We start from the raw sequence: 25700 nt of genomic DNA on the forward strand, positions 1-25700 counted from the left end.
GCCAACGTGCAGTTCATCTCCACCCGCGGCGGCATGCAGCCGCAGTCGTTCAGCGAGACGCTGTTGGAGGGCCTCGCGCCCGACGGCGGACTGGCGGTGCCGGAGTTCATGCCGACGGTCGACGGTGAGACGCTCGAGCGCTGGCGTGCGCTGACCTACCCGCAGCTCGCGACTGAGGTGCTGGGCCTGTTCGCGACCGACATCCCGCGCGCAGACCTCGCGCGGATGACCGACGCGGCCTACGCCGACTTCCCCGACGGTGTCGTGCCGCTGCGCGCCATCGACGACGAACTGACTCTCGTCGGTCTCTCCGAGGGCCCCACGCTCGCCTTCAAGGACATGGCGATGCAGTTCCTCGGCCAGGTGCTCGAGTACACGCTGGAGCGCAACGACGCCGTGCTCAACATCCTCGGCGCCACCTCGGGCGACACCGGCTCGGCCGCCGAGCATGCCCTGCGCGGCAAGGATCGCGTCGCGGTGTTCATGCTGTCGCCGCAGGGCCGCATGAGCGCGTTCCAGCGGGCGCAGATGTTCTCGCTCGACGACGCGAACGTGCACAACATCGCGGTCGAGGGCGTCTTCGACGACTGCCAGAACCTCGTGAAGAAGCTCGCCGGCGACCTCGACTTCAAGCGCGCGCAGCACCTCGGAGCGGTGAACTCCATCAACCTCGCGCGCATCACCGCGCAGACCGTCTACTACTTCTGGGCCTGGCTGCGGGCGACGGATGCCGGTGGCTGGACCGAGCTTTCCTTCACCGTGCCCTCCGGCAACTTCGGCAACATCCTCTCCGGCTTCTTCGCGAAGCAGATGGGACTGCCGATCCGCCGCCTGGTGCTCGCCGCGAACGAGAACAACGTGCTCGACGAGTTCTTCCGATCCGGCGTCTACCGCCCGCGCAGCGCCGCCCAGACGCTCGCGACCTCCAGCCCGTCGATGGACATCTCCAAGGCCTCGAACCTCGAGCGCTTCATCTTCGAGCTCGTCGGCCGCGACCCCGCCCGCGTCGTGGGGGCGTGGGACGACCTCGAGGCGCAGGGGTACTTCGACTTCTCGGCCGAGCAGGAGCGCTTCCTCGAGGAGTTCGGCATCGTCAGCGGCACCTCGACGCACGAGGACCGGCTGGCGACCATCCGCTCGGTGTACGAGACCACGGGTGAGGTCATCGACCCGCACACGGCCGACGGCGTCAAGGTCGCACGCGAGTATGTGGAGCCGGGCGTTCCGATGCTCGTGCTCGAGACAGCCAAGCCGGAGAAGTTCGCCGAGACGATCCACGAGGCCATCGGCGTCGAGCTCGGCTACGCGCCGGAGCTGCAGGAGATGCTTGACGCACCCCAGCACGTGACCGAGATGGCCGACGACGAGCAGGCTCTCCGCGCCTTCATCGAGACGAACGCGCTGCACTGATCGTCGCGGCGGTCGTCGAAGCCCCGCCTTCCCGCCGAGACCCCCTCCTGTCGCTGCCGACGCGAGGGGGTCTCGGCGTTTCATCGGGGTCTCGGCGGGAGGTCTCCCGGGCGCGAACGCCGCGCGAGAGTCGCGTGCAATGCGCACATACCGACGTGATTCTCGTGCGATGTGCACATATCCTCGGGCCGGAGGGCGTGGCTACTGTGGCCCACAACCCGTTCCCTCCCCCCGAAGGACCCTCATGGCACGCACGGCGCACGCAGACGACTTCGCGCTCTCCCGAGTGACTCCCGAGGCCCGCAAACCCTGGTTCGGAATCGCAGTGCAGCGATTCGGACAGGTCTCGGCCCTCTCGCAGTTCCTCCTCGGCGCGACCCTCGGTTACAGCATGACCTTCGGCGAGGCCGTCCTCGCCTTCCTGTTCGGCTCGCTCATCCTCGAGGTGATCATGTGCGTGGTCGGCTTCATCGGTCAGCGCGAGGGCCTCAACACCGCGCTCCTCGCCCGCTGGACAGGCTTCGGCGAGATCGGCGCATCGCTGGTCGGGCTCGCCATCGGCATCAGCCTCATCGGCTGGTTCGGCATCCAGTCGGCCATCTCCGCGCAGTCGCTCGACGCCCTCATGCCCGGCGCGCTGCCGGTGTGGGCCTGGAGCCTCATCTTCGGACTCGCGGTCACCGCGATCGTGGCCTTCGGGTTCGTCGGGATGCAGTGGCTCGCGAACATCACCGTGCCGCTCTTCCTCATCCTCGTCGGCTGGTCGGTCATCACCGAGCTGAGCCGTCACGACATCGGCGAACTGCTCACGGGCCCCGCCCCCGGACCGAGCATGAGCGTCTGGGCGGGAACCGGCATCGTCGCAGGTGGCCTCATCGTCGGAGCGATCATCACCGGCGACATGACCCGCTTCAACCGCTCGCGCGCCGACGTCATCAAGCAGACTGTCCTCGGCGTCTCGCTCGGCGAGTTCGTGATCGGCCTCGCCGGAGTGCTGCTCGCCCACGCCGCGGCCACGGGTGACATCGTCGCGATCGTGACCTCGTCGGTCGGCTTCGTCGGTCTGTTCATCGTGCTCACGGGCACCCTGAAGATCAACGACTGGAACCTGTACTCCTCGACGCTGGGTCTGGTGAACTTCATCTCCACCGCGTTCGGCAAGAACCTGCACCGCGTGACGACGACGATCGTCCTGGGTGTCGTGGGGTCCGTCCTCGCCGCGGTCGGCATCCTCGGTCAGTTCACCGAGTTCCTGATCGTGCTGAGCGTCGCCTTCCCGCCGATCGCCGGCATCATGGTCGCCGAGTACTACGTGGTGCGACGCTGGCGCCCCGACCTCGACGCGACGCGCGAGGCCGGCACCCTCCCGGCGACCGCGCCGCGCATCGTCCCCGCGACGATCGTCGTGTGGCTGGTCTCCGCTCTCGTCGGCTACTTCGTCACGTGGGGCATCCCGTCGCTGCTCAGCCTCTTCCTCTCGATGGCGCTGTACATCGTGGCGGGCAAGCTCGGCTGGGTCCGCGGCGTCGGCGTCGCGACCACCCGCCAGGCCGCACCGGTCGAAGAGACCGCAGCGGCCTGAGCCACCAGAGACAGACACCCCTCACAGGAAAGCGAGAATCATGCACATCGGCATCGACGTCGGCGGCACCAACACCGACGCAGTCCTCATGGACGGCACCCGCACGCTGGCGGGGGTGAAGCACTCGACCACTCCCGACGTCACCAGCGGCATCATCCAGGCGATCGAGGACCTGCGCGCCGGACACGCCTTCGAGGGCACCGACATCGACGCCGTCATGATCGGCACGACGCACTTCATCAACGCGCTCGTGCAGGCCAGCCGTCTGGCTCCGGTCGCCGCGCTCCGGCTCGGGCTTCCGGCCACGCGGGCGCTGCCGCCGCTGATCGACTGGCCCGAGGTGCTGGTCGAGGCGACGCAGGCGCGCAGCTACCTCGCGCACGGCGGCTACGAATTCGACGGCCGACCGATCTCGCCGCTCGACCCCGACGAGATCCGGGCGCACGCCGAAGACATGAAGGCGCACGGCATCCGCTCGGTGGCCATCTCCTCGGTGTTCAGCCCCGTGAACCATGATCTCGAGGTGCGGGCGGCCGAGATCGTCGCGGAGGTGCTCGGCGCGGATGCTGCGATCTCGCTGTCGCACGAGATCGGGCGGATCGGCCTGCTCGAGCGCGAGAACGCGACGATCATCAATGCGGCGCTGCGCGAGCTCGCCTCCGAGATCGTCGACGGCCTCACCTCGGCCGTGCGCGCGCAGGGCATCCAGGCGCCGATCTTCCTCAGCCAGAACGACGGCACGCTCATGGACGAGGAGTATGTGCGTCGCTACCCGGTCGCCACCTTCGCCTCGGGCCCGACCAACTCGATGCGCGGTGCCGCAGCGACCAGCGGCCTCGACGACTGCGCCGTGATCGACGTGGGCGGCACCACCGCCGACATCGGTCTGCTGATCAACGGCTTCCCGCGCGAGACGGCGAACGAGGTCAAGGTCGCCGGCATCCGCACCAACTTCCGGATGCCCGACGTGCTCTCGCTCGGCATCGGCGGTGGCAGCATCGTCGACGAGGAGACGGCCGAGGTCGGTCCGGCCTCCGTCGGATACAAGCTGACCACCGAGGCGCTGGTGTTCGGCGGTTCGACCCTGACCGCCACCGACATCGCCGTGGCAGCCGGTCGCGCTGAAGTGGGCGATGCGAGCAAGGTCGCCCACCTCGACCCCGCGTTCGTCGAACGGGTGCTGGCGCGCATCGCCGAGCGCGTGTCCGAGGCCGTCGACCGCATGCGCACCTCGCCCGAGCCCATCGCGGTGGTCGCGGTCGGCGGCGGCTCCATCCTGCTGCCCGACGAGCTGCCGCTGTTCGGCACCGTGCACCGCCCCGAGAACTACGCGGTCGCGAACGCCATCGGCGCCTCGATCGCACAGGTCGGCGGAGAGATCGACAAGGTCTACGCGATCGAACCCGGCCGCCGTGAGGAGACGCTCGCCGAGGTACGGGCCGAGGCCGTCGACAAGGCCATCGCCGCCGGTGCGAGGCCCTCGACCGTCTCGATCATCGACTTCGACGAGGTGCCGATTCCCTATCTTCCCGGCAACGCCACGCGCATCCGCGTCAAGGCCGTCGGCGACCTCGACATGGGGGCGTGACATGAGCTGGACCATCACCCCCGCCCACATCGACGGACTCGCCCGTGGCGCCGCCGTGCTCGGTACCGGCGGCGGAGGAGACCCGTACATCGGTGCCCTCCTCGCCCGCCAGGCACTCGCCTCCGGCGACGTCACGGTCGTCGGCCTCGAGGAGGTGCCCGACGATGCCCTCGTGCTCTTCGTCGCCATGATGGGTGCCCCGACCGTCATGGTCGAGAAGCTCCCGAGCCTCGCCGAGGTGATCGAACCGGTCAAGGCGCTCAGCGTCCATCTCGGCCGTCCGATCACGCATATCGCCTGTGCCGAGGTGGGTGGCGTGAACTCGACCATTCCGATCGCCGCTGCTGCCGCGCTCGGACTGCCCCTGGTCGACGCCGACGGCATGGGGCGCGCGTTCCCCGAGTTGCAGATGGTGCTCCCGACGCTCTACGGCGTGACCGCATCGCCTCTCGCCTTCAGCGACGAGAAGGGCAACACCGGCGTGCTGCAGACGGCCGACAACTCCTGGACCGAGCGCATCGCCCGCGTGGCCTGCGTCGAGATGGGCTGCTCGGTCATGATCTCCGGGTTCTCCATGTCGGGCGCGGCCGCGCGGGAGTCGCTCGTCTCGGGCTCGCTGTCGCGCTGCATCGAGATCGGGCAGCGCATCACCATCGCGCGTGACGAGAAGACGGACCCGGTGGACGCGGTCGTCGACCTGCTCGGTGGGCGCGAGCTCTTCGACGGCAAGGTCGTCGACGTGCACCGCGCCACCACCACCGGATTCGCCCGGGGTCGCGCGCGCATCGACGGTGACGGCGGCACCACGCTGACCCTGCAGTTCCAGAACGAGCATCTCGTCGCCGAGGCCGATGGCGCGATTCTCGCGACCACCCCCGATCTGATCATGGTGCTCGACGGCGAGTCCGGCGAGCCGATCACGACCGAGGGCCTGCGGTACGGTCAGCGCGTGCGGGTGATCGCGGCCCCGGCCGACGAGCGCTGGCACTCGGAGGCCGCCCTCGCGATGGTCGGGCCCGGCTACTTCGGCTATGACATGGCGGCGCACCGCTACGACGGCAGCATCTCCGCCGGAACGGCATCGGCGGGAGTCGCGGCATGAGCTGGCAGCTCACCGCCGCAGACCTCCCCGACCTCGCCCGTGGCGCGACGCTGCTCGGTACCGGCGGTGGCGGCGACCCCTACATCGGCAAGATGCTCGTCGAGCGGGTGCTGGGGGAGGGGAGCATCACGATCCTCGACCCCGACGAGCTCGCCGACGACCTGTTCGTGATCCCGACCGCGCAGATGGGCGCCCCTACCGTGATGATCGAGAAGATCCCGGCCGGCACCGAGCCCACCCTCGCGTTGCGCACGCTCGAGGAGCACCTCGGCCGGAAGGCGGATGCCACCATGCCGATCGAGTGCGGCGGCATCAACTCCATGATCCCGCTCATCGTCGCGGCCGAGACCGGGCTCCCGGTGGTGGATGCCGACGGCATGGGCCGCGCGTTCCCCGAGCTCTCGATGGAGACCTTCGCGGTCTACGGCGTGCACGGGTCGCCGTTGGCGCTCGCCGGGGAACGCGGGGAGAAGGTCGTGATCGACACCGGCGACGACGACCGGCAGATGGAGTGGCTCGCCCGCGGCATCACGATCCGCCTCGGCGGCGTCGGGCACATCGCGGAGTACGCGATGACCGGAGCCGACGTGCGGCGCACGGCGGTCCCGCGCACGATCTCGATGGCCCTCGCGCTGGGCCGCGCCATCCGGACCGCCCGCGAGGAGCACCGCTCGCCGTTCGAGGCGATCGCCGACACGCTCGCGACGACGCTCTATCCGCACCTGCGCGAACTCTGCGTGGGCAAGGTCATCGATGTCGAGCGGCGTACGACCGAGGGCTTCGCCAAGGGACGGGCGGTCATCGCACCGCTCGGGGCCGAGGAGGGCGACACGTTCGAGATCTCCTTCCAGAACGAGAACCTCATCGCCCACCGCGGAGAGACCCTCGTGGCGATCGTGCCCGACCTCATCTGCGTGGTCGACCACGAGACCGCCGAGCCGATCACGACCGAGGGGCTCCGGTACGGACAGCGCGTGCGGGTGCTGGGCATCTCGACCCCCGAGATGATGCGCACCCCCGATGCGCTCGCCGCCTTCGGCCCGTCGGCATTCGGGCTCTCGGCGGAGTTCGTCCCGGTCGAGACGCTGTCCGTAGGCGAGGGCGTTTCTCCCTAGGCTGGAGCGCATGATGCTGCAGCGCGACGACCTCACGGCACTCGCCCGCGGGTATGCGCTGCTCGGCTCGGGCGGCGGCGGCTCGACGACCATGCTCGAACTCATGCTCGCGCGCGCCGGAGACTGGCCGATCGAGGTGTCGCCGATCTCATCGCTCGACCCGGACACGCCCTGCCTCGGGGTCGCGTTCGTCGGCTCGACGATGCTGCTCGGGGAGCGGCTTCCGAGTGAAGAGCCGTTCGCCCGTCTCCTCGCCGCGGTCGAGCGGTGGGTCGGGCATCCGATCCCCGCGGTCTGCTCGCTCGAGGGCGGGGGCATGAACGGGCTCGCGCCGCTGACGCTCGCCGGGTCGCACGTCGTCGTCGATGCGGACTGCACCGGTCGCGCGGTGCCCGGTCTGGATCAGATGTCGCTCTTCGTCGACAGTGTGCGGGGGCTCGTGTTCGCGTGCGACACCGGTGCCGACGGAGTCGCGCTCGTGGAGGCGCATCGGGCCATCGATGCCGAACGGGTCGTGCGGTCGGCGATCATCCAGGCCGGTGGTGTCGGTTGCGCGGTGCTCGGCGGCTTCACCGTCGGCGACCTGCGGGAGCACGCGATCGGCGGCCACCTCGCGCACGCGCTCGAACTCGGCAGGGCGTATCTCGCCTCCGTCTCCGCGCCGCTGCCGCTCCTCGCCGACGCCCTGGGGGCCGAACTGCTCGCCGAAGGACGCATCGTCTCGGTCGTGCCCTCGCTCCAGGACCCGCACGTGAACGCGGTCGAGATCAGCGGGCTCGGTGGCACGGTGCACCGGGTCGTCACCCGATCCGAGGCTCTTGCCGTGCTCACCGACGGACTTCTCGTCGCCTCGGCCCCGACGATCATCGTGATCGTCGATGCGGTGTCCCGGGAGATCCTCGAGGCCACCGAGTTGGGTCTCGCCCGGAATGTGGCGGTCTTCGCCGTCCCCGCGCCGGCATGGTGGAACGCTCGGTCGGATCGGCGAGCCAAGGTGCTGCCGTCGGCCTACGGCCTCGACGATCTGGATGCCGCATGATCGAGCGGCTGCGGTTGCGTGCCCTGCTCGCCCATGCAGAGAACGGCGGGCTGCGGAGAGTCGCCGGCCCCTCGGATGCCGCGTGGGACGCCGTCGCCGTGGGGGCGGGAGAGGCGGAGCTGACCGAGAGCGGGGCAGACCGGCTGGCTATCGTCACATCGGCGGCTCCGACCGCGACCTGGCAGCAGGACGCGCTGCTGCGACGACTGCGCGACCGCGGTTTCACGGGACTCGCGATCCCCGGTGCGGTCGGCTTCGACGCGGGCGCGTTCCGGCTCGCGGACCGCATCGGTCTGTGCCTGCTCGACGTCGAGCGACCGGTGCAGCTCGCGAAGGCCTGCTGGATGCTGATCGAGGCCCGCGATGCGCTGACGCTCAGCCAGGTGCGAAAGGTCGCCCAGTCCTTCGAGTACGCCGCCGACGACCTCGCCGACCTGCTGGGGCACATCGCGGCGAACCTCGGTGTCGGGGCCGCGCTGATCGACTCGTCCGGTGTCCTGGAGGAGGCGGGCGCCCATCTCGACGAACGTCTGCATGCCGCGATCGGGTTCGACTCCTGGCTCGATCAGGCGAGCGCAGACGGTTCAGCGGCGGCGTCCGTGCGCGTCGACAGCCCGGGGCGCAGCGGTCTGCGGCTCGTGCTCTTCGGGCGCGGACTCGGCGAGGCGCAGGTGCAGTCTCTCTCGGTCGCCGCCGAGATCGCGATGCCGGCCGTTGCGGCGCGCATCCTGATCGACGAGGTCGCGGCCGTGAACGACGTCGCCGTGTCGTCGGGTCTCCTGCGTGACTTCGTCGACCTGCACGGGGCGGCCGATGCCGATGTCGAGCGCCGCATGGCGGAGCGCGGTTGGCGCACGGGCGGGTATCACATCGGCTTCCGGGTGGTGGCGAGGGGACGGCTCGATTCGTTCTCGCTGCTGCGTTCGGTCAGCGCTGCTCTCTCGGCGATCGACGGAGAAGCACATGCGACGACGGCCGGCCGCGGGCTCAGTGGATGGCTGTCATTCCCGGAGGCCCCGGACCCGGATCGGGTGGAGCGCGCCGTGGCCGCTCTGCGCGAGCTGCACCTGGGAGCACTGCGTGATTTCACCGTGGCGACCGGTGTGGGCTCGCTGCAGGCCGGGGCGGAAGGCCTCACCACCACCCTGGACGAGGCGGGCGACGCAGCGCGTATCGCGGCATCGCGCTCCGCGACGGGATGGTTCGTCCGCGTCGACAGTCTCGGCCTCGAGCAGCTGCTTCTCGCCTGGACCGGGAACGACACCTTCGTCCCGGCGGCGGAATCACTGTTGGCGCCGTTGCGCGACGGCGGAGGGGAGCTGCTCACCACTCTGTCGGCGTACCTCGACCACGAGTCGGGCATCGCAGCGACGGCGCATGCGCTCGGCCTGCACCGCAACACCGTCATGGTCCGGATCCGGCGCGTGCAGGAACTGCTCGGCATCGACATGACCGACCCCGAGGCGCGACTCGCCCTGCACCTCGCGTGTCGCGCCGTGCAGCCGCGCTGAGCAGCGTGTTCCGTCTTCCCGCTCAGTCCTCCGGGTCGCCGTGCAGCATCCACGGGATGCCGAAGCGGTCGATGAGCATGCCGAAGAGTCCGCCCCACGGCGGCACGTCCAGGGGCATCGTGATCGTCGCCCCCTCGGCCAGTTTCTCCCACACCGTCCGGGTGGCGTCCTGCGAGTTGCCGCTCAGCGAGACCGAGAACCCCTGCGGCTTCTCATAGGGCATGCCGTCGGGAGAGTCGGACGCCATGAGCACGAGTCCGCCGGGGGCATCGAGCTGGGCATGCATGACGAGGTCCTTCTGGCTCGGATCCTGCACCATGTCGGGGAACTCTCCGAAGGTGCTGATCACGAGCTCACCACCGAGCACGCTCTGATAGAACTCCATCGCCTCGCGGGCTTCGGTGCGAAACGAGAGGTACGGGTTGAGAGCAGGCATGTGGACTCCAGAAGGTGTGAGATGAAGTGACGGCACCGCTGACGCTCAGTCTGCGCCTGGGGGCGTGCCTCCGCAAGGGGCCGACGGGGCCGAGTCGCTCAGGTCGGCAGCGCCTTGACCGCGGCGGTCAGCACCTGGGGGACCGTCGGCACGCCCTCGGCGCGGAACACCTCGACTCCTGATGCATCGCGGATGATCACGGTCGGCGTGAAGCCGATGTCGAGCGCCTCGGCGGCGTCGGGGTCGCGGGCCACATCGATCTCCGTGATCGTCGCGTCCGGGAGGAAGCGCGCCGCATCGGCCAGCACAGACCTGGTCCGCGCACACGCGCCGCAGAACGACGATGACACCAGGGTCAGTTCCACGTGCACCTCCTCGGATCGGGGTCGGATCTGTGTGGTGCAACAGCAGTGGTCGCGGCACTGTTCCCGCGGTGCTCAGGGCTGCGGGGCTTGGGCGAGCCAGTCGGCGAACGTCTGGACGCCCAGGTCCGCATCGGGCCCGGGCAGAGCATGCCCCGCGCGCATCCCCGCCATCTGCGGCCCCGGCACGTTCAGGGCCGGTATCCATCCGCGATATCCCTCGCGGCGGGCGAAGCCGCGAATCATGTCGGACAGGCTCTCCTCGCGCGGGCCGGCGAAGTCGCGCACACGACCCTGCGGCGCCCCTGCGGCGAGTGCGGCGAGGCGTGCGCCCACTTCGGCGGCAGCCACGGGCTGCGTGCGCGCGTTCGGCGCGAGGTGCAGCGGCCCGACCTTCGCCCGCTCGAACATCTGACCCGCGAACTCATGGAACTGGGTCGCGCGGAGGATCGTCCACGGAACGCGTGACGTCTCGACGATCTTCTCCTGCGCGACCTTGCCGGCGTAGTAGTCGTAGGGGATGCGATCGATGCCGACGATCGACAGCAGCACGACGTGACGGACTCCCGCATCCGCTGCCGCCGACAGCAGGTTCCCGGTCGCGGCGGTGAAGAACTCGATCGCCGCGCTCGCCTTGAGGGTCTGGATGCTCGCCACGTCGATCACCGCGTCCGCACCGGCGAGGCCGGCATCCAGGCCACGCCCGGTTACCAGGTCGACACCCTGCGATCTGCTGAGCACCACCGGCTCATGCCCCGCTGCCCGCACCGCCTCCACGGTGTGCCGGCCCACGGTCCCGGTTCCTCCTGCGACGGCGATTCTCATGTGTGCTCCTTCTTCTTCTTCTCGGTACATCCTTCTCCATGGCTGACCGGACAGGTGCTCGAAAGCGAGACGTCGGCAGAAACCGCTCGCTACGATTCCCCAGAGCGGATGACCGCTTGACCTTGTCCCGAGGGCAGAGAGCATCGTGAAACCTGTGAGCCACCCCGACGACCTCCTCAGCATCGGTCCCTTCTCCGAGGCCGCCCTGCTCTCTCCGAAGGCCCTGCGCCTGTATGAGAAGCGCGGCCTCCTGAAGCCGCATGCGGTGGACCCGGACAACGGGTACCGCTTCTATCGGATCGAGCAGGCGAGGACGGGGCGGCTCATCTCCCTGCTGCGGACGGCTGGCATGAGCCTCGACGCGATCCAGGAGGTGCTCGCGCTGCCCGACGGCGACGCGATCGCGGTTCTGGATACGTTCCGGGATCAGGTTCGGACGGCCGCGGCCTCGACCGCCACGCTCCTCGACCAGGCGCGCGGCCATTTCAGAGGATCACCGATGAACACGAAGTCCCTCACGACCGACATCCGCCCCGAGCAGGCGGTGCTCAGCCTGCTCGTCACCACCTACGTCGGCGAGCTCGACGAACGCATCCGAGAGGCGTATGAGCGGTTGAGCGCGCTGGCGGCCGAGCGCGGTCTCACCGTCCTCTCCGACGCTTTCGGCATCTTCCACGCCCCGATCACCGCCGACAGCGACGGCCCCATCGAGGTGTGCCTGCCGGTCGATCGCGTCATCCGCGACACCCCGGAGGGGATCCGGAGCCATCGACTCAGCGGCGGTGCGGCCGTCGCCGTCACGGTCGAAGGAGACGACACGGCGTTCCCCGCGATCCTCGCCGCCTACGATCGCGGCTGCGAGTGGATCGACGAGCAGAAGGCGACCAGGGTGGGACCGCCCCGGGAGATCTGGCACGTGCTTCCCTGGGACGACACGCGTCCGGCACGCATGACGGTGCTCTGGCCCTACGCATAAGCGCCGCTCGGCGACGCTGTGTCCGGACGGAGGCAGCCGGCGACGGGGCGCTCGGTACGATGGCGACTGTGACCACATCGACCGTGCGCCCCGGCATCGCCGAACGGCTTTCGCAGATGATCCGAATCCCGACGGTCTCCGCCGAGCTCGACGAACGCGGGGCCGCCCCGTTCGAGGAGTTCGTCGCGCTGCTCGCCGAGCTCTACCCGCTGACGCACGAACAGCTGCGACTCGAACGGCACACCGACTTCGGGCTGCTGTTCCACTGGGTGGGAAGCGGAGCGGCCACGGGTGGCCCCGCCGTGCTGATGGCGCACTACGACGTCGTCCCGGTCGACGAGAGCGACGCGTGGACCCATCCCCCCTTCGACGGCGTGATCGCCGACGGCTCGGTGTTCGGACGCGGCGCGCTGGACGACAAGGGCCCGCTCATCGTCGTGCTCGAAGCGGTCGAGAATCTGCTCGCCGACGGGTTCGTCCCGCCCCGCGACGTGTACCTGTCCTTCGGCGGCAACGAGGAGACGTACGGGAAGGCGGCCGAGGAGATCGCGCGGGTGCTGCGTGCACGCGGCATCGTTCCCTGGCTGGTGGTCGACGAGGGCGGAGCGGTCGTGGATGCGCCGCTGCCATTCGTCCCCGGTCGGGCGGCGATGATCGGCGTCGGCGAGAAGGGCGTCATGACGCTCCGGCTGTCGGCGCGCGGCGAGGGCGGGCACGCATCGGCCCCGCCGTCGCTCACCGCCGTACGACGGATCGCCCGAGCCGTCGACAGACTCGGACCCGCGACCTTCCGTCCTCGCGCCTCGAAGGCGGTCCTGCGGATGCTGTCGCAACTGGCCGCGCAGACACCGGGGCCGGCGCGCCACCTGTTGCGCTTCCTCGGCTCGGCGCCTCTGCTGACCGGGCAGGTTTTCGCGGCGCTCGGCGGCGAGCCCGCGGCACTCGTACGCACGACCGTCGCCCCGACGATGCAGTCGGGCGGGACGGCTGCGAACGTGCTGCCCTCCCAGGCATCCGCGACCGTCAATCTCCGCATCGCGCTGGGGGAGACGACGCAGCAGACCGTGTACCGCGTGCGCCGCCGCATCCGCGATCCGCTCGTGTCCGTCGAGGTGGTCGAGGCCAGCGAGCCCTCGCCCGAGTCGCCCACCGACAATGCGCAGTTCGCCCTGCTCGCGGCGGCGCTCGAGGTCTCGCATCCCGGGGTGCCGGCAGTTCCGTACGTGATGATGGCCGCCACCGATTCGCGGCACTTCCATCGATTCTCGCCCGCGGTTTACCGCTTCGCTCCGCTGGACATGTCGAACGCGCAGCGCGCCTCGATCCACGGGGTCGACGAGAGCGTGGAGATCGCTGCCTTGGAGCGCGGAGAGCGATTCCATCGCGCACTCCTCGAACAGCTAGGGTGATCTCACCCTCCTCCCGCCCCGCGCGGGAGTACCCGAACAAGAAGCAGGAGACGCGATGACGCGCACCCGCACTCTGGGCACCCTCGCCGTCGTCGTCGGCTTCCTCGCATTCGTGGAGTTCACGAGCGGTGTGCTGCAGGGCTACTACACGCCGATGCTCAGCGACATCGCCCGCCACCTCGACATCCACGACGCCGACGTGAACTGGCTCGAGGGCACGCAGCTCATGCTGTCGGCGCTCGTCGTCCCGGCGTTCGCGAAGCTCGGCGACATGGTCGGACACAAGCGGATGCTGCTGATCTCCACCGCCGTGACCGCCGCGGCGGCCCTGGTGCTGCCGTTCACAGACTCCTTCGGCGTGTTCCTCGCGGCATGGGCGCTCATGGGTTTCTACGTCGTGTGGCTCCCGCTCGAGATCGCCTTGATCTGGTCGCGGTCGCGCCGCATGGAAGGACGCTCCTCGATCACGGCCAAGGCGGCCGGTCTCCTGGTCGCCGCCCTCGAAGGTGGTGCGATCATCGGTGCTCTCGTCGGCGGCGCGCTGATCGACGTTCTACCGCTCACGGTCGTCCTCTTGGTCCCGGCCGTGCTCATCGTGGTGTGCTTCTTCGTGATCCTGTTCGGGGTCAAGGAATCGCCGGAGCCCACCGGCGGCATCTTCGACACGGTCGGCCTCGTGCTGATCTCCCTCGCCCTCGTCTGCTTCACCGGCGGACTCAGCCTGCTCCGTCTCGAGGGTGGTCTCGTGAATCCCTGGTCCTGGGCCGTGGTCGTCTTCGGTGTTCTGCTGGTGATCCCGTTCGTGCTCTGGGAGCTGCGTTGCGACGACCCGCTCATCGACGTGCGCATGTTCCGTTCGCCCGCACTCGGCCCGGTGTTCCTCACCGCGGGCCTCTTCGGCGTCAGCGTGCTCGGTGCTCAGGCTCCGCTGTCGACGTTCGCGCGCACAGACCCGTCGGTCTACGGCTACGGTCTCGGCACGAGCGGTTTCGCGACGTCGCTGATCATCGGCGTGTACCTCGTGGCGATGATCGCGGGTGCGCTGCTGTTCCCGACGATCGCGCGCTGGGTCACTCCGCGGGTCACCCTGATGGGCGCGTCTGTACTGGTGGGCCTCGGCTTCCTGCTCTTCCTGCCGTTCCATGACACGTACGGTCAGGTCATCACGAACATGGTCGTCGTGGGGCTCGGCTCCGGCGCGCTGGTCGCCGCTCTCCCCGCTGCCGCCGCCTCGGCTGCTCCTGCCACGCAGACCGGCGTCGCCACGGGGCTCACGAACTCGGTGAAGACCGTGGGCGGGGCGATCGCCTCGTGCGTGTTCGGCATCGCGCTGCTGCACGGCGTCGCCACCACCGCCGGTGCGACCGAGGGCACCGCCGGTTCGCTTGCGGGATACTTCACCGTCTGGATCGTCTGCGGTGTCACCGCGCTCGCCGCGGCGGTCATCCTCGTGTTCGTGCCGAAGACCGCATTCACCGATCGGTCGGTCGATGCGGAGGTCGCCCCGGTCGTCTGACGTCGGCCGGATCAGTCGCGATCGAAGCCGAAGGTGCGCTTCACGATGGCCTGCACGTCGCCGTCGAGCCCGTCGATGCGTGTGTTGACCGCATCGAACCGGGTGTCCACGGCGTCGAACCGCGTGTTGACCGCATCGAACCGGGCGTTCATCTCGTTGCGGAGTCCGCCGATCTCACTGCGGACGACGTGGATGAACAGGGTGGAGACCACGGTCAAGGTGCTGAACATCAGCGCGCTGAACGCCCCGATCATGGTCCAGATCTGCGCGTCATTCATGAATTCCACCCCGTCATCGTCGCATCGATTCCGCAAGCCTGCCAGGGCGGGAGCAGCGAAGATATCGGTGACCCGGGAATGGGGGACAAGGCGTTTCAGGCGTGCCGGAGGAGGAGCAGTCGATCCGCCTCCGCGCGGACGGCACACGAATCGGGCGGTGGGGTCCCACCGCCCGATCCTGCTCAGTCGCCCTTCACGTTGACGAGCTGCCGCAGCGTGTGCCGGATCGACACGAGGCTCGCGGCGTCCGCCATCACCTGGTCGATCGGCTTGTACGCCTGCGGGATCTCGTCGATGAAGGCGTCGGTGTCACGGAACTCGATGCCCGTCATCGCCTCCCGCAGCTGGTCGTGGGTGAAGGTCCGCCGGGCCGCCGACCGGGAGTACTCCCGTCCGGCGCCGTGCGGCGAGGAGTTCAGCGACTGCGGGTCGCCGAGACCCTCCACCACGTACGACGCGGTGCCCATCGACCCGGGGATGAGTCCCGGTCGACCGGCGTCAGCCTGGATGGCGCCCTTTCGGGAAACCCACACCTGCTTGCCGTAGTGCTTCTCCGACTCGGTGAAGTTGTGGTGGCAGTTGATGCGCTCCACGTCATCGACCGCTGTGCCGAGGAACTCCGACACCTGCCGGATGACCCGGTCCATCATCTCCTCCCGGTTCAGCAGTGCGAAGTGCTGGGCCCACCGCAGCTCGCGGATGTACCGGGTGAACTCCGGTGTGCCCTCGACGAGGTAGGCCAGGTCGGGGTCGGGGAGGTCGATCCACCACTGCTTCGCCAGCTTCTGCGCGACACCGATGTGGTGACCCGCGATCTTGTTGCCGACGCCGCGCGAACCCGAGTGCAGGAACAGCCAGACCCGGTCGACCTCGTCGACCGACACCTCGATGAAGTGGTTGCCGGAGCCGAGCGTGCCCAGCTGCAGACGCCAGTTCCCTGCGTAGCTCGCGGGGTCGAAGCCGTTCTTCTCGGCAAGCTGCTCGAGCTCCGCGATGCGCGGTTCAGCCGTCGCCACGACCTTGCGGTTGTAGCGACCTGCCGAGAGCGGGATGGCGCGCTCGATCTGCTCCCGGAGCTCGGCGAGGTCGCGGCCTTCGAGGTCGCTCCTCGTGAACTGGGTGCGGACGGCGATCATGCCGCACCCGATGTCGACGCCGACGGCTGCGGGGATGATCGCGCCGAGCGTCGGGATGACCGAGCCGACCGTCGCCCCCTTGCCGAGGTGTGCATCCGGCATCAGTGCCAGGTGCGGGTGGATGAACGGCATGCGGGCCGTGGTGTGCGCCTGAGCGAGTGTCTTCTCGTCGATCAGTGACGCCCACGACAGCAGCCGTGCGGAGAGCCTCTCCATGATTCCTTTCCTTGTGGTGGTGTCCAGCCACAGGTCAGGGTTCTGCTCTCCATACGGATAACGCCCCGGACCTGACGGTGCGGGGCGTTGCGAAAGCGGATGCTGTCACACGGCGCGCGCCGGAGGGTACGACTCGTAGCGGTCATTGAACTTCGGCTGAAGCTGCAACACCGCTCCGATGGGAAGGTTCCGCTGGGCGGTCATCCGTCGACTCCTGGGCTGGCGTGCTGCGCCGATCGGCACAGCTTTGCCACATTAGAGGGCGACACGCCCGGGAGTCAAGCCGTCTCGCGAGGCGGGTTGTACATGAACTCGATGCGGATGCCGTCGGCGTCTTCGACGAAAGAGGCGTAGTAGCGCTCGGAGTAACGGGGGTACTCCTTGGGCTCGCGCACCGCCGTCCACCCGGCCTCGACGGCGATCGCGTGCAGGCGCTCGACCTCTTCGCGCGTCGGCACCGCGAAGGCGATGTGCTGCCAGCCGATCTTGCCGTGCTGGTGCGGAGCGGAGTCTTCATCCCAGGTGTACAGGATGATCTCGGTCTCGTCGCCGTTGTTCCAGGAGACCGAGTGGTCGTCTTCGCCGCCGCTCCGGTAGCCCAGAGCGGTGAGGACCGGATGGAATTGCGCGCGGCCGCGCTCGAGGTCGTCGACGGTGATGCCCAGATGATCCAGAAGTGCCATGCGCCCCAGTGTTGCAGAAAGGCTTGATCCCGTCAGGGTGCGATCCTCCCGAATGTGGCGGGGTCGACGGGCCGCTGACGCCGGGGGAGGTTCTCCACGACGAGAAGATACGACTCGGTCACCAGCTCCCGGACGAGGTCTTCCGGCAGCTTCCCACCCGGGCGGAGTGTGATCCAGTGCTTCTTGTTCATGTGATAGCCGGGGATGATGTCATCGAACTGCCGGCGAAGCGCGTCCCCGTCTTCGGGCGCCGCCTTGAGGGTCACGATCTCCGCTCCGGTGACCGCGGTGAGCAGCATGAACACCTTGTCACGCACCTTGAACACGTCCCATTCCGGACCGAAGGGATGCTCGAGACGAGATCCGGGGAGTTCCTCGGCGCGGTCCTTCGCGCACCGCTGCAGGCGGTCACCATTCATGAGCACTCCACCCTCGAGACAGCGGGAAGCCACGGCACGCATCTACGGTACCCACCCCCACCGACAGGGACGCTGCAGAAGCGGAGACGGCGTCAGTGCGGTGCGTGGTACTCGGCTTCGCCGCGCTTCCAGTAGCCCTTCACGACGGCGTTCGCGGTGTCGACTCCCCAGCGCTCGAGCAGGGCCCGGCCCGGCTTGACGATCGACTGCTCGGCCGCGATGAAGACGAACGGGTCGGACCCGACGGCGTCTTCCGCGGTGAGCGCCTCGAGGAAGGCGATGAGCGCCGAGCCCGACGGAGCATCCCCGCGGTGCAGCCACTCGATCTCGACCGGCGCCTCGATCTCGAACTCGCGCCCCTGGTTCACCGTCTCCACGACGATGCGTGCCGGAGCTCCCGCGGGGATCAGCGCGGCGAACCGCCGGATGGCGGGGATCGCGGTCTCGTCGCCCACGAGCAGCCAGGAGCCCGGGGTGCCCTCGATCACGGCCGACCCGCGGGGCCCGCCGACGCCGATCGAGGAACCGAGTGGTGCCGTCGCCGCCCATGGCGCCGCGACGCCCTGGTCGCCGTGCACGGCGAACTCGACGTCGAGCCAGTCCTCGCCCCAGGCGAGCGGTGTGTATTCGCGGCTGGGCGACGCACGCAGCTCCTCGACGGAGCCGACCGGCCCTGCCGGGAAGAACAGCCGCATGTGGTCGTCCGAACCCAGCGACTCGAAGCCGGCGAGGTCGGAACCGGTCAGCCGCACCCGCACGAAGTCCGGAGCCAACCATTCACGGGCACTCAGAGTCACGTTGCGGAAGCGCAGCTCGAGGCCGCGACGCTCAATCGAGAAGCCGGATTTCGTATCGCTCATGAAGTAAGGCTAACCTAAATAAGCCGAGGGAAGGTGACCCTAACCTCGTCGTCCCGGCGCCATCGTGTGCGCACAGATCCCGCAGAACAGGAGTCTCTCCATGTCCGTGCCCAGAACCCTCACCGCCACGAGCACCGCCCTCGTCGGCCTCCTCGTCCTCGCCGGCTGCGCTACCGGCGAGACGGCCGAACCGGCGAAGACCGAACCGGCGGCAGCATCCGTCACGATTGAGGACAACACCGGCACTCACGAGATCGCGACCCCTCCGGCCTCCGTCGTCGCCCTCGACAACCGCACCTTCCAGACGCTCTCCGACTGGGGAGTCGAGCTCTCGGCGGGTGCTGTGGCACTCATGCCCGAGACCGTGTCGTATGTGAAAGACGACGGCATCGTCGACATCGGCCTGCACAGCGAGCCCGACCTCGAGGCCGTCGTCGCGGTCGAGCCCGACCTGATCATCAGCGGTCAGCGTTTCACGCAGCACAACGCGGCCATCGCCGATCTCGTGCCCGAGGCCACGATCATCGATCTCGAGCCGCGCGAGGGCGAGCCCTTCGACGAGGAGCTCAAGCGCCAGGTCACCGTGCTCGGCGAGATCTTCGGCAAGCAGGACGAGGCGAAGAAGCTGGTAGACGACTTCGATGCCGCGGTCGAGCGTGCCAAGGACGCCTACGACGACGCCGACACCGTCATGGCCGTGAACACCTCGGGTGGCGAGATCGGATACCTCGCCCCGACCGTCGGCCGCTCGCTCGGCCCGATCTACGACATCCTCGGCTTGACTCCCGCGCTCGAGGTCGACGACGCGACCGACGACCACCAGGGCGACGAGATCTCGGTCGAGGCGATCGCGGCGTCGAACCCCGACTGGATCCTCGTGCTCGACCGCGACGCCGTGTTCGCCGCGGAGACCCCCGACTACGTCCAGGCGGCCGAGATCCTGGAGAGCTCTGAGGCGCTCGCCGGCGTCACGGCGGTGAAGGACGAGCAGATCGTCTACATGCCCACCGACACCTATCTGAACGAGGGCATCCAGACGTACACGACGTTCCTCGAGGACTTCGCCGACGCCCTCGAGGCGAGCGCGAAGAACTGAGGTGACGCGGCGGCATCCGGATGACTCGGGTGCCGCCGCGCCGTCATCATGACCTCCACAGAAACCACCCCGCCGCCCCGGTACGCCGGGCGGCTCTTCGACGGCAAGCTGCTCATCGGCGTGCTCGTCGTCGTCGTGCTCCTCGTCGTCTCGCTCTTCACCGGCGTGTACGACATCGCCGGAGCCGACGACGGCGCGGAGATGTTCCAGATCACGCGCGTGCCTCGGACGATCGCCCTCGTCCTCTCGGGTGCGGCGATGGCGATGGCGGGCCTCGTGATGCAGCTGCTCACCCAGAACCGTTTCGTCGAGCCGACGACGACCGGCACCACCGAGTGGGCGGGGCTCGGGCTCCTGACGGTCATGATCCTCGTCCCGCAGCCGTCGCTCCCACTGCGGATGGCGGGCGCTGTGCTCGCGGCGTTCATCGGCACGATGGTCTTCTTCGCCTTCCTGCGCCGCGTCGCGCTCAAGTCGTCGCTCATCGTCCCGATCGTCGGCATCATGCTCGGCGCGGTCGTCGGCGCCCTATCGACCTATCTCGCGCTCGCCACGAACTCCCTGCAGATCCTGGGCGTGTGGTTCGCCGGCAGCTTCACCTCGGTGATGCGCGGCCAGTACGAGATGCTGTGGATCGTGGCGATCATCGGGGTGATCGTCTTCGTCGTGGCCGATCGGCTGACCATCGCCGGTCTCGGCGAGGAAGTGGCCACGAACGTCGGGGTGAACTACAACCGGATCATCCTGCTCGGCACCATCCTCATCGCGATCACCACGGGTGTGGTCACGGTCGTCGTCGGCAACCTGCCCTTCCTCGGACTGATCGTGCCGAACATCGTCTCCATGGTGCGCGGCGACGACCTGCGCAGCAACCTGCCGTGGGTGTGCCTGCTCGGCATCGCGATCGTCACGGTGTGCGACATCATCGGACGCACCATCATCATGCCGTTCGAGGTTCCGGTGTCGCTGATCCTCGGTGTCGTCGGCGCTGTGGTGTTCGTGCTCCTCCTGCTCAGGCAGCGTCGACGTGGCTAGCGGCGTGGGGGAGCAGGTGGCGGCGGTTCCGGTGCCGCGATCGTCGGGCTCGTTCACGACCCCTCGCGCGCGACGACGCTACGTGGTCGTGCTCGGCCTCCTCATCGTCCTGGCCGCGGGCTCCGGCTTCGGCCTGCTTGCCTGGGGGAACCCCATGCCGGTCGGCTCGACGGGGTTCTGGCGCATCGCCCAGCACCGGGCGATCGATGTGACGGTCATGGCACTCGTCGCGGTCGCGCAGGCCATCGCCACGGTGAGTTTCCAGACGGTCACGAACAACCGCATCATCACCCCGTCGATCATGGGGTTCGAATCGCTCTACCGAGTTGTGCAGACCTCGACCGTGTACCTGTTCGGGGTGGCGGGGCTCGTGGCTATCCAGGGCGTCGGCCAATTCGCGATCCAGGTCGCCATCATGGTCGGGCTCGCGGTCGCGCTCTACGGCTGGCTGCTGTCCGGGCGGTACGGCAACCTGCAGATCATGCTCCTGGTGGGCATCGTGATCGGCGGGGGACTGGGCGCGATCGCCACGTTCATGCAACGCCTGCTCACGCCCAGCGAGTTCGACGTGCTGGCCGCCCGGCTGTTCGGCAACGTGTCCAACGCCGATCCCTCCTACCTCCCGTTGGCGATTCCGCTCGTCGTCGCGGCCTCCGCACTGTTGTGGCTGCGATCCCGGCGGCTGAACCTGATGGCGCTTGGGCCGGATGCCGCGCGCTCCCTCGGGGTCGACCATCGACGCGAACTCTTCATCGTGCTCTTCCTGGTCGCGGTGCTGATGGCGACCTCGACCGCGCTCGTCGGACCGATGACGTTCCTCGGCTTCCTGGTGGCGACCCTCGCGTATCAGTTCGCCGACACGCACGATCACCGGCTCATCTTCCCCGTCGCGGTGCTCACCGCCTTCACGATCCTGGCCGGTGCCTACTTCGTGATGAAGAACGTCTTCTACGCACAGGGGATGGTATCGATCCTGATCGAGCTCGTCGGCGGCACCGTGTTCCTCATCGTCATCCTCAGAAAGGGCCGACTGTGATCTCACTCGACGGCGTCCGCCGTGCCTACAGCAGCGAGGTCGCGATCGGCCCCGTCGACCTCGAGATCCCCGCCGGCGGCATCACCGCGCTCATCGGACCGAACGGCGCCGGCAAGTCGACCCTGCTGACGATGATCGGCCGACTGAACGGCATGGACGCCGGCGCGATCGAGATCGCCGGACTCGACGTCGCCTCCACCAAGTCGAAGGACCTGGCGAAGGTCGTGTCGATCCTGCGGCAGGAGAACCATTTCGTCACCCGGCTCACCGTGCGTCAGCTGGTCGGTTTCGGGCGCTTCCCGCACTCCAAGGGGCGGCTGACCAGGACGGACGAGGAGATCATCAGCCAGGCGATCGACTTCCTCGACCTCGGACCGCTCGAGGGCCGCTATCTCGACGAACTCTCCGGTGGGCAGCGCCAGCGCGCCTATGTCGCGATGGTCCTGGCACAGGACACCGAGTTCGTGCTGCTGGACGAGCCGCTGAACAACCTCGACATGCGGCATGCGGTGCAGATGATGAAGCACCTGCGCCGGGCCGCGGAGGAGCTCGGACGCACGATCGTCATCGTGCTGCACGACATCAACTTCGCCGGACACTACTCCGATCACATCTGCGCCATGAAGGACGGGGCGGTGGTGGAGTTCGGCTCACCGGCCGAGATCATGACCGACGACGTGCTCACGCGCGTGTTCGACACCCCGGTCCGCGTCGTCGACGGACCCTCGGGGCCACTCGCCGTCTACTACTGAGCGGACGGATGAGGTGCGCGAGGCTGCGCTCAGAGCTCGATGCCGTGGTCCTCGTCGTTCACGCCGGCGTTGTTACCGCGGCGCGACTCGTAGCCGAGGAACCATCCCAGCCAGACGATGGCAGCCAGCAGCACGCCGAGCCACACATTCTGGAAGATCAGCCCGACCACGACGCCGACGATGAGCAGGCCGACGGTGATGGAGATGCGCAGCGCAGAACGGGACATGGCACCAGCATAGGTGGCGGCGTCAGCGGTGGCGATGGTCTTCGGGCGCGAGACGGGGCCCCCGGCGCGGCTCCTGAACACCGCTGGCGAAGATGAGGCGCACGACGCGCTGCCGTTGACCCGCCCACGGCTCGAGGAGCTCGAGCATCCCCTCGTCGTCGGTGCGTTTGCCCGTCAGCGCGTAGCCGACCTCGTGGGCGAGGTGATAGTCGCCGACGCTGACCGCATCGGGATCGCCCAGGGCGCGGATACGGGTCTCCGCCGCCGTCCAGACCCCGACCCCCGGCAGGCTGGTGAGCACACGGTCGCGGTCAGCGCCCGTGGGAGCAGCCGTGTGCACAGCGCTGGCGATGCGGTCGCCGCGCTCGGCCGCGCGCACGATGGTGCGGGACTGCGGCGGTTCGACCCCGGCGCGGTGCCAGGCCCAGGACGGGATGCGGAACCACTGCGCGGGAGCGGGAGCAGCGAACATCGGTCGCGGCGTCGGACCGGGTGCGCGCTCGCCGAAGCGGGACACCAGCCAGCGCCAGGCGCCGAAGGCCTGCATGCCGGTGACCTTCTGCTCGATGATCGCGCACGCGAGGGCGTCGAAGACCTCGTTTGTGCGTGTCAGGCGCAGGCCGGGATGGCGTCGGGCGGAATCGGCGATGAGCGGATGCCGCGACGCATCGAAATCCCCGGCATCGTCGTGGGCACCGCACAGCGCGGGCACGAGTGAGAGCGCGTGTTCCGCTCCGGGGCCCCAGGCCGCGGCCCTGACCTCGTCGCCCGACATGCGCAGGGCGAGCGTCGCGGGGCCGAGCGGCGTGCGCATGGCGCGCCAGATGACGGGGCCGTCGATGACCATCGTCGGGTCGGTGCCACCGCGTCGGAGCATGCCGACCGTGCGTCGGAGATCGAGCGGGTGCGGAGGCCGGTAAACGGTCTCACTGCGACCATCCGCAGACGCGGCGTCGGTCGTCGCAGGATGCTCGATCAGGGTCATGCGCCCACCCTACGCGCCGGCCCTGACACGGACCCGAGGGTGCTCAGAAGCGGTCGGGCGAGGGGGTGCCGTGGCCGTAGCGGATGACGACGTCGGCGTGGCGGTCGAACCGGTACCCGATGCCGCGCACGGTGCGGACGATGTCTTCGTAGCGGCCGAGCTTGGCGCGAAGCCGGCGGACGTGCACGTCGATCGTGCGCTCGCCGGGCGTCTCGTCATCTTGTGCCTGCCAGAGCGCCGAGACCAGCTCGCTGCGCTCGATGGTGCGTCCCTCGCGGAGCACCAGGTACTGCAGCAGCTCGAACTCTTTGTAGGTGAAGGCCGCGGACTCTCCGTCGATGAGCACGCGCTTGCGGGAGATGTCGACGGTGACGCCCGTCTCCTCTTCCACGACGTCCTCTTCGGCGGCGGCCTTGGTACGGGCGATCGCACCCGGCTCCTGGAGGGCGAGGCGGACGACGTCGAGGTCGCGGCCTCCTGAGCCGTGCGGGGCGAGGGCGACCGTGGCGTGCGTCTCGGCACCCGGTGCGAGCTCGGCGAGGGTGCGACGCAGCGCGTCGACGAGGAGGGGGAGGCTGACTCCGGCTTCGGCTGCCTTGATCTCGTCGAGCCCGACGTAGAGGGCGAAGCCGCGGGGCGAGCGGACGGCGGGCAGGTCGGCGCCGGCGGCGGCCAGGGGGGCGGCGGCCTCGGGCTGCGTGCGGATCGCGGCGGTGGTGGCGGGACGCTCGAGAAGTGCGGTGTTCGACATGATGATGAGTCCTCAGGACGTGAGCCCGAATCGAGCGGGGCTCTGATGCGTTGCATGAATGACCGGCGGAGCCGGGAAGCGAGCAAAGGGTGGATGCTCGGTGACTCTGCCCTCGCAGATGGCGAGGCGTCAGGTCAGGCGGGGTGGCTGTTCGTTCAGCGACACATTCGGCAACACATGCCAACGCGACCGGGCATCATCATCCCGGCAGTCCTGTTCGCCTCCTGGGCGGACAAAGGGCTTGCGTTGGTGGTCATGGGGGGATTATGTCCGATCGTGACCGCCCATGTCAAAACGCCCGGGCGTCCGCGAGCGGGCGTAACGTTGCTCGGATGACGATCTCGCACACCGTCGGCGGCTTCATCCTGACCGACGAGAAGGACGCGTCGCGCTACACGCTCATGCGCGACGGAAAGCTCGTGAGCGTTCTCGACTACCGCGACGACGGACACACGATCGCCCTCACCAGGGCCTTCACCGTCCCGACTTTCCGCGGCCACGGCTATGCCGGGAAGGTCGTCGAGGGGGCCGTCGCCGACATCCAGGAGCGCGGCGACCGCAAGGTCGACGCCGTCTGCTGGTACGTCGCCGACTGGTTCGCAGCGCACCCCGAGCATGCCCCGCTGCTGCGCTCGCGCTGACTCGCGTGCATTATGACGCCGTGTTACGGTCCGCTGCTGCGAGGATGGGCCCATGAAACTCGCTGAGGCCCTCACCGCACGCGCCGATCTGCAGCGTCGCATCGAGCAGCTGCGCGCGCGCATCGTCGCGAACGCCCGCTACCAGGAGGGTGAGGAGCCGGCCGAGGACGCCGCAGCGCTCATCGTCGAAGCGGACGCCGCGCTGACCCAGCTGCGCGACCTGATCCGTCGCATCAACGCGACCAATGCGCGGCTCGACCTCGACGCCGACGGCACGATGACGGATGCGCTCGCCGCCCGCGATGTGCTGCGTCTGCGCCACTCCGTGCTGACGGACGCGGCGGCCGCGGCATCCGGATCGAACGACCAGTACCTGCGCCAGATGAGGTCCGAGCTGCGGCAGGTCTCGGCGCTGCCGGTCGCGCAGCTGCGATCGAGGGCCGACGCCGTCGCACAGGAGCTGCGCGAGCTCGACAACCGGATCCAGCAGGCGAACTGGGCGAACGACCTCGAGGAGGAGAGCGGAAGTCGGTAGTCGCGACGAAGCGGGCACAACCCTCAGCCGGCGGGGCAAGCCGGCACCTGTTGGGCGGAGGGCAGCCCTGATATCGCATCGCGCAGCCCCGCACGCCGCACAGGTGATGGTGCACAACGCATCTCGCATCACCGCGTGCCGATCGTCGCGACGAGGGTGGGTCAGGGGACCTTCCGCTT

At 68.9% G+C, this 25700-nt stretch carries 27 protein-coding genes; 16 read left to right on the top strand and 11 right to left on the bottom strand.

From position 1 onward, the window contains the following. Window positions 1–6 precede the first annotated feature (6 nt). The 7 genes from thrC to ACFC14_RS09330 all read left to right on the top strand — a co-directional run bounded on the left by thrC (window position 7) and on the right by ACFC14_RS09330 (window position 9347). Window positions 7–1410 (top strand): threonine synthase, encoded by a 1404-nt coding sequence (gene thrC / locus ACFC14_RS09300; RefSeq protein ID WP_376103331.1) that lies wholly within the window; start codon window positions 7–9, stop codon window positions 1408–1410. Window positions 1411–1654: 244 nt separating this feature from the next. Further along, window positions 1655–2992, top strand: coding sequence for a purine-cytosine permease family protein (locus tag ACFC14_RS09305; protein WP_376103334.1), 1338 nt, complete (start codon window positions 1655–1657; stop codon window positions 2990–2992). Window positions 2993–3032: 40 nt separating this feature from the next. Continuing rightward, the gene (locus tag ACFC14_RS09310; protein ID WP_376103337.1) at window positions 3033–4580 is read left to right on the top strand and encodes a hydantoinase/oxoprolinase N-terminal domain-containing protein; all 1548 of its coding nucleotides are present in this window, start codon (window positions 3033–3035) and stop codon (window positions 4578–4580) included. 1 nt (window position 4581) lies between these two features. Then, window positions 4582–5682, top strand: coding sequence for a DUF917 domain-containing protein (locus ACFC14_RS09315; protein ID WP_376103339.1), 1101 nt, complete (start codon window positions 4582–4584; stop codon window positions 5680–5682). Continuing rightward, on the top strand, window positions 5679–6797 hold the full coding sequence (locus ACFC14_RS09320; protein WP_376103342.1) for a DUF917 domain-containing protein: 1119 nt from the start codon (window positions 5679–5681) through the stop codon (window positions 6795–6797). The genes ACFC14_RS09315 and ACFC14_RS09320 overlap by 4 nt, the downstream gene beginning before the upstream one ends. A 10-nt stretch (window positions 6798–6807) precedes the next feature. Further along, window positions 6808–7836, top strand: a complete 1029-nt coding sequence (locus ACFC14_RS09325; RefSeq protein WP_376103344.1) for a DUF917 family protein — start codon at window positions 6808–6810, stop codon at window positions 7834–7836. Then, the gene (locus tag ACFC14_RS09330; RefSeq protein ID WP_376103347.1) at window positions 7833–9347 is read left to right on the top strand and encodes a PucR family transcriptional regulator; all 1515 of its coding nucleotides are present in this window, start codon (window positions 7833–7835) and stop codon (window positions 9345–9347) included. The genes ACFC14_RS09325 and ACFC14_RS09330 overlap by 4 nt, the downstream gene beginning before the upstream one ends. A 22-nt stretch (window positions 9348–9369) precedes the next feature. Here the strand turns inward: ACFC14_RS09330 and ACFC14_RS09335 are convergent, their stop codons facing one another. The 3 genes from ACFC14_RS09335 to ACFC14_RS09345 all read right to left on the bottom strand — a co-directional run bounded on the left by ACFC14_RS09335 (window position 9370) and on the right by ACFC14_RS09345 (window position 10970). Then, complete coding sequence (locus ACFC14_RS09335; protein ID WP_136043020.1) at window positions 9370–9783, bottom strand: VOC family protein; 414 nt, start codon at window positions 9781–9783, stop codon at window positions 9370–9372. 98 nt (window positions 9784–9881) lie between these two features. Beyond that, on the bottom strand, window positions 9882–10148 hold the full coding sequence (locus ACFC14_RS09340; protein WP_376103350.1) for a glutaredoxin family protein: 267 nt from the start codon (window positions 10146–10148) through the stop codon (window positions 9882–9884). A 72-nt stretch (window positions 10149–10220) separates the two neighbouring features. Then, a complete protein-coding gene (locus tag ACFC14_RS09345) occupies window positions 10221–10970 on the bottom strand; it encodes an SDR family oxidoreductase (protein WP_376103353.1) in 750 nt (249 codons plus the stop codon). A 154-nt stretch (window positions 10971–11124) separates the two neighbouring features. Here ACFC14_RS09345 and ACFC14_RS09350 point away from each other — a divergent pair, with 154 nt between their 5' ends. The 3 genes from ACFC14_RS09350 to ACFC14_RS09360 all read left to right on the top strand — a co-directional run bounded on the left by ACFC14_RS09350 (window position 11125) and on the right by ACFC14_RS09360 (window position 14871). Beyond that, window positions 11125–11946, top strand: a complete 822-nt coding sequence (locus ACFC14_RS09350) for a MerR family transcriptional regulator (protein ID WP_376103355.1) — start codon at window positions 11125–11127, stop codon at window positions 11944–11946. A 68-nt stretch (window positions 11947–12014) separates the two neighbouring features. Continuing rightward, window positions 12015–13355, top strand: coding sequence for a M20/M25/M40 family metallo-hydrolase (locus tag ACFC14_RS09355; RefSeq protein WP_376103358.1), 1341 nt, complete (start codon window positions 12015–12017; stop codon window positions 13353–13355). Between the two features lie 55 nt (window positions 13356–13410). Further along, window positions 13411–14871: an MFS transporter gene (locus tag ACFC14_RS09360; RefSeq protein ID WP_376103361.1), complete on the top strand. Its 1461-nt coding sequence runs from the start codon at window positions 13411–13413 to the stop codon at window positions 14869–14871. A gap of 11 nt (window positions 14872–14882) precedes the next feature. Here the strand turns inward: ACFC14_RS09360 and ACFC14_RS09365 are convergent, their stop codons facing one another. From ACFC14_RS09365 to ACFC14_RS09385, 5 genes are all read right to left on the bottom strand, one after another. Continuing rightward, entirely contained in the window at window positions 14883–15149 is a 267-nt protein-coding gene (locus tag ACFC14_RS09365) for a hypothetical protein (RefSeq protein WP_376107151.1), read from the bottom strand. 182 nt (window positions 15150–15331) lie between these two features. Continuing rightward, entirely contained in the window at window positions 15332–16501 is a 1170-nt protein-coding gene (locus ACFC14_RS09370; RefSeq protein ID WP_376103363.1) for an RtcB family protein, read from the bottom strand. Between the two features lie 278 nt (window positions 16502–16779). Next, window positions 16780–17184 carry a VOC family protein gene (locus tag ACFC14_RS09375; protein WP_376103365.1) on the bottom strand — a complete coding sequence of 135 codons (405 nt, stop codon included), beginning with the start codon at window positions 17182–17184 and terminating at the stop codon, window positions 16780–16782. 32 nt (window positions 17185–17216) lie between these two features. Continuing rightward, window positions 17217–17603 carry an MmcQ/YjbR family DNA-binding protein gene (locus ACFC14_RS09380; RefSeq protein ID WP_376103368.1) on the bottom strand — a complete coding sequence of 129 codons (387 nt, stop codon included), beginning with the start codon at window positions 17601–17603 and terminating at the stop codon, window positions 17217–17219. A gap of 92 nt (window positions 17604–17695) precedes the next feature. Next, window positions 17696–18463: a siderophore-interacting protein gene (locus tag ACFC14_RS09385; protein ID WP_376103370.1), complete on the bottom strand. Its 768-nt coding sequence runs from the start codon at window positions 18461–18463 to the stop codon at window positions 17696–17698. A gap of 100 nt (window positions 18464–18563) precedes the next feature. Between ACFC14_RS09385 and ACFC14_RS09390 the strand changes: the two genes are divergently transcribed. Genes ACFC14_RS09390 through ACFC14_RS09405 form a run of 4 tightly spaced genes read left to right on the top strand, consistent with a single transcriptional unit; the run spans window position 18564 to window position 22382 of the window. Then, window positions 18564–19559 carry a siderophore ABC transporter substrate-binding protein gene (locus ACFC14_RS09390; RefSeq protein WP_376103373.1) on the top strand — a complete coding sequence of 332 codons (996 nt, stop codon included), beginning with the start codon at window positions 18564–18566 and terminating at the stop codon, window positions 19557–19559. A gap of 48 nt (window positions 19560–19607) precedes the next feature. Continuing rightward, window positions 19608–20594, top strand: a complete 987-nt coding sequence (locus ACFC14_RS09395; RefSeq protein WP_376103375.1) for an ABC transporter permease — start codon at window positions 19608–19610, stop codon at window positions 20592–20594. Further along, window positions 20587–21630 (top strand): iron chelate uptake ABC transporter family permease subunit, encoded by a 1044-nt coding sequence (locus ACFC14_RS09400; protein ID WP_376103378.1) that lies wholly within the window; start codon window positions 20587–20589, stop codon window positions 21628–21630. Before ACFC14_RS09395 ends, ACFC14_RS09400 begins: the two co-directional genes overlap by 8 nt. Further along, entirely contained in the window at window positions 21627–22382 is a 756-nt protein-coding gene (locus ACFC14_RS09405; RefSeq protein WP_376103381.1) for an ABC transporter ATP-binding protein, read from the top strand. Before ACFC14_RS09400 ends, ACFC14_RS09405 begins: the two co-directional genes overlap by 4 nt. 29 nt (window positions 22383–22411) lie before the next feature. On the opposite strand, the gene ACFC14_RS09410 is transcribed toward ACFC14_RS09405, so the two are convergent. The 3 genes from ACFC14_RS09410 to ACFC14_RS09420 are packed head-to-tail and all read right to left on the bottom strand — an operon-like array spanning window position 22412 to window position 24345. Continuing rightward, a complete protein-coding gene (locus ACFC14_RS09410; RefSeq protein WP_136043000.1) occupies window positions 22412–22609 on the bottom strand; it encodes a hypothetical protein in 198 nt (65 codons plus the stop codon). A 22-nt stretch (window positions 22610–22631) separates the two neighbouring features. After that, on the bottom strand, window positions 22632–23594 hold the full coding sequence (locus ACFC14_RS09415) for a DNA-3-methyladenine glycosylase family protein (RefSeq protein WP_376103384.1): 963 nt from the start codon (window positions 23592–23594) through the stop codon (window positions 22632–22634). A 43-nt stretch (window positions 23595–23637) separates the two neighbouring features. Continuing rightward, window positions 23638–24345 (bottom strand): winged helix-turn-helix domain-containing protein, encoded by a 708-nt coding sequence (locus tag ACFC14_RS09420; protein WP_376103387.1) that lies wholly within the window; start codon window positions 24343–24345, stop codon window positions 23638–23640. A gap of 332 nt (window positions 24346–24677) precedes the next feature. On the opposite strand from ACFC14_RS09420, the gene ACFC14_RS09425 reads away from it, so the two are divergent. Together ACFC14_RS09425 and ACFC14_RS09430 are read left to right on the top strand one after the other, a co-directional pair. Then, window positions 24678–24986, top strand: a complete 309-nt coding sequence (locus tag ACFC14_RS09425; protein WP_376103390.1) for a GNAT family N-acetyltransferase — start codon at window positions 24678–24680, stop codon at window positions 24984–24986. 52 nt (window positions 24987–25038) lie between these two features. Further along, window positions 25039–25521, top strand: a complete 483-nt coding sequence (locus tag ACFC14_RS09430) for a DIP1984 family protein (RefSeq protein ID WP_376103392.1) — start codon at window positions 25039–25041, stop codon at window positions 25519–25521. Window positions 25522–25700 lie beyond the last annotated feature (179 nt).

It is taken from the genome of Microbacterium sp. NPDC055988, assembly GCF_042269505.1.
GTDB lineage: Bacteria > Actinomycetota > Actinomycetes > Actinomycetales > Microbacteriaceae > Microbacterium.